The following is a 4,035-nucleotide window of genomic DNA, read 5'->3' as shown; positions in this document are numbered from 1 at the left end:
ATTCACTTTTACTTGAAAGACATTATACGGCTGATCATTAAAAAGGTTTTTCATATCATTGTAATAAGAAAATTCACCATCTGAAATATAGTCAGATCGATTCTGCGACCACACAAGATAAAGGTTTGAACCTGGAGAAAATTCCCAGCGAATAACCAGATTGGAATTGAATGCTTTATAATTGAAATCCGGATTAGTGATATAATAATCATAAGTTCCATCGCTATTCTCATCGACTGAATATTCTTCATTATCAGCATCATAGTTGATTTCATCAATCGTAAAAGAGTAAAATCGATTTTCATATTTATCGGCTTTAGGGTCGGTTATCCGTTTGAAATCGGAATACTCTCCTGCAGAAATAAATGGTGAACCATAATATTGGATCGAGAAATTCGGAGTGATGCAATAATCCACCCGAAAAGTGAGACTTGTTGTTTCCTGAAACAAAGATGAGAAAATAAATCGAACTTCATCTTCAAATTCTGCGGTCGTAACATATTCCAGATTCTGTTCATACTTGTTGTAGGAAGGATTCAGAGAAAGTCTCAATTGATTATTCGGCCTGATCCTGACATTTATCCAATAGGAATTAAAGGAATTATTATCATTATCTCCAAATCCGAAATTTGTTCCGCTGCTGAAACTTATCCACTTCCTGCTATCGGAATTAAAATTTAGATTTCCATTCCAATCACCCGGTCTTTTGGCAGATGGTCCACCTCTTAAAATTTCGTTAGAAATGTATTCGAAATCTCGATTAATTCCTGCTCCGAAATTGGAATTATTTTTGAATGTTCCGTGAATATTCATATTCAAAGCATTGGAAGTATTAACTCCTCCAAAATCCCAATTGCACCATTGATTTGCATTCACACTGAATTTACGGAAGATCCCGAAAGGCTGATTGATCCAATATCCGATCCAGGTAAATTGATTGATCTGATCTGCTCGCCGCATATAACCGATATCATTGATCTCGAAACCGGGAGAACGCAGGGAAAATCCGGTTTGATATTTTATCCTGCTGCTCGATTTTCCAAAAATAACAGAGCCTGCATATCCGGAAAGTGATGTTCGGTTTGAATCTACTTCAGCATAATTATTGTCCGGTCTCTGGAAATATCGGGCAGAACCGGTTTGTGCTTCCAAAATCGCTTCTTTATCTCCCTGGATTTGACTGAAAGCAGTTGTAGCCATCAGGTAATATTTTTTATCATTCCATTGTTGGAGAAAATCGATGCCGCCGGAATATGCCGATTTATTCAGATAATTCAAATGTTCATCATTAATATTCCTGTTCACGGAAGTAAACATTCCTCCGAGAGAAGAATTTCCTTTGTTAAAATCCTTCATAATCCGACTGACAAAATAATTCGTTAACGGTTCGACAGTAACTTCCTCCTTTTGTCCATCCAATTCATATTCCGCAATTTCCTTTTCTGTGACGGATTCCATTATCCCGATCGACCAACCTTTTTTAGTTTTACCGGAAAGTTTGAAAGCCCCCAGAATAGTTGAATTTTCCGGCATTTCGATAAAGTCATAATTATCAGGATAATATTGCGGTTTCCTGCCGATCCTTCGCGAATAGAAAAGATTATCGCTGACGAAATCTCCACCTGTTATGGCGGAAGTTAATTGATAATCGAGAATATTGTTCCCTTCAATAAAGAATGGTCTTTTTTCAGAAAAGTAAGTTTCAAATTCCGTAAGATTTATTTCGGAAGGATCTGCTTCCACCTGACCGAAGTCGGGATTGATCGTCATATCGAGAGTCAGATCGGTCGTAATTCCGATCTTCCCATCCAAACCAATATTGAAACTTTCTGATGAACCATCATAAAACGGATCATTTTTATCGGCTTCAAATCGCTCTAATTTCCCAACCAGATATGGTAATAACTCGATATGCCTTTGAGGTTTGATTCCTTTTATTCCCCGCAATTCTCCGAAATTACTTACCCAGCCCGGTTCATCCTGTGTGATCAACTGCCAAACCGATCTTTCTTCCTCGCGATGGATTCTGCGTGTAACTTCGATTCCCCAAATCTGTTCTTCTTTATCACTATATCGCAATTGATTGAGAGGAATTTTCATCTCTGCGGTCCAGCCCTGTTCATCGATGTTTGTTTTTCCATACCAGATGGGATTCCAACTCGTATCCCAATTATCTCCATCATCAGAAATGAACTCATCTCCTCTGACTCCGGAAACGCTTAAAGTAAAAGAAAAAGCGGTCCTTTTGTCGAAATAACTATCGATATTCACTTCTACCCAATCTCCGGGAAACCAATCTCTCGGTGCTGTGATGGAAGTTATTTTAGACGGATCTTTATCATACGCTCGAAATCCAAGATAGATGTTTTTATCATCATATAGAATTTTAAATTTCGTTTCCTGTGTTGGTGCTTCATTTTCGTAAGGTGTTCTCTGGATGAAATCACCTGTCCATTCGACGCTGTTCCAAACTTCTTCATCGACTTTTCCATCAATAACCGGTTTTTCCGATCCTAATCTTGCTGTTTGATAAATTCTTTTTTCCTGTGTTGCTGCATTTATTGCAGAAAATATTATTATAATTAATAAAATAATAACAATTTTCTTCATTTTTTGAATCTCCTTTTTTTATTTTTTTTTGGAGTGCAATAACTGTGTTATTGCTAAACGACGAAGTCGTTTCCCTTTCTAAAATATCACGGATATTTTACTCCAAATTAACCTTGAAAAGGTTTATAAGATTTCTCTTCCAAAATCTCCGCAGGAGATTACTGAACCTTTTCAACGGTTTCCCACTCACACATTCCAACCGTTGAAAAGGACAAGTGCAAGAATTCCTCTGGTAGAGTCCGTTTTCAAGGTTTTGGTCCATAAAATGATTCCCATAATCTCTTTGAAACATCATACGAGTCTTTCTTCACACCGAATTTTCCCACATACTTGCAGATGTTTTCAACATCGCGCTGAAGCAGTTCGAAGGCGTTAAAATTCACATTCGGATCCACTGCTTGCGGAAAATCGATAATATACGGCTCCCCATCGTGATAGAGAATATTGAATGGTGAGAGATCACCATGCACAATGTGATTTTGAAGCATCACGGAAATATTATTTACCATCTTTTCATAAATATTTTCCGCTTCCTGCTGATTTAATCGAACATCTTTAAGCAATGGAGCTGAAATTTCATCTTTCCCGATAAAACTCATCACCACAGCATCATCCGTGCAGGCAATCGGTTCCGGAACTTTCAATCCGACATCGAATAAAGTTCCCAAAGCATCAAATTCGTTATTCACCCAAATTGAACGCTCCACTTGCTTCACGATCGATGATCCTTTCTTCTTTCCTCGCTCCAATCGCTTATCCCAGATTCGTCCCTGATGATAGATCCCATCCTGCTTGAAATTCCTGTATTTTTTCTCACGAAATAATTTCACCGCCATAAATTCACAATTCATTTCAGGATGCGCTTTACAGCACACGACAACCGCTTCTTTACCTTTCTTTACAACCCGAACAAGTTCGGTGATTATTTTTTCATTAAAAAAATCCTCACAGGATTCACCATAACGCATCAAATCTGTTTTGAGAACATTCTCCGCCGGCTGCAGATCATAGAATATTTTTTCCAAATTGGAAATTCTGCATTTATCGATTTCCGGAACTTGTTCAGAATTGAATTTTTGCCCGATCTCACCCATGAAATCTACGCAACAAACTGCTGTATAATAATCCAGAACCTGCAGTTCCAAATTAGAAAGTTCATATTCATCCAAAATGAAATCGATATAATCCGTATCGCTTTTTTGAGATAACAAAGCCATTTTCGTGAGACCTAAATGAAACAATTTGTCGCCAAAACAGAGAGAATCTATATCGACAATTCCATTCAACTTTCCGTTTTGGATGATCACATTTTTGGTTGTGATATCATCGAGAAAGGGAACCGGCTCGATACGAGAAAAATATTCATTGAATCGTTCCATTCCGGTGATGAGCAGTTCTACCGGTTTAATACTGCAAACACCAATT

Annotated in this window: 2 protein-coding genes; both read right to left on the bottom strand. The window is 37.7% G+C overall.

Features of this window, described 5'->3' with window-relative positions; translation table 11 throughout:
- A partial coding sequence (locus ENL20_01965) for a hypothetical protein (GenBank protein ID HHE37320.1) occupies positions 1 to 2,610 on the bottom strand: 2,610 nt, incomplete at its 3' end.
- A gap of 245 nt (positions 2,611 to 2,855) precedes the next feature.
- Positions 2,856 to 4,035, bottom strand: a 1,180-nt coding sequence (locus ENL20_01960; GenBank protein ID HHE37319.1) for a hypothetical protein, incomplete at its 5' end; no start/stop codon positions are given.

It is taken from the genome of Candidatus Cloacimonadota bacterium (assembly GCA_011372345.1).
Classification (GTDB): domain Bacteria; phylum Cloacimonadota; class Cloacimonadia; order Cloacimonadales; family TCS61; genus DRTC01.
Note: the sequence above shows the minus strand (reverse complement) of the source record. Positions and strands in the feature narration are given on the sequence as shown.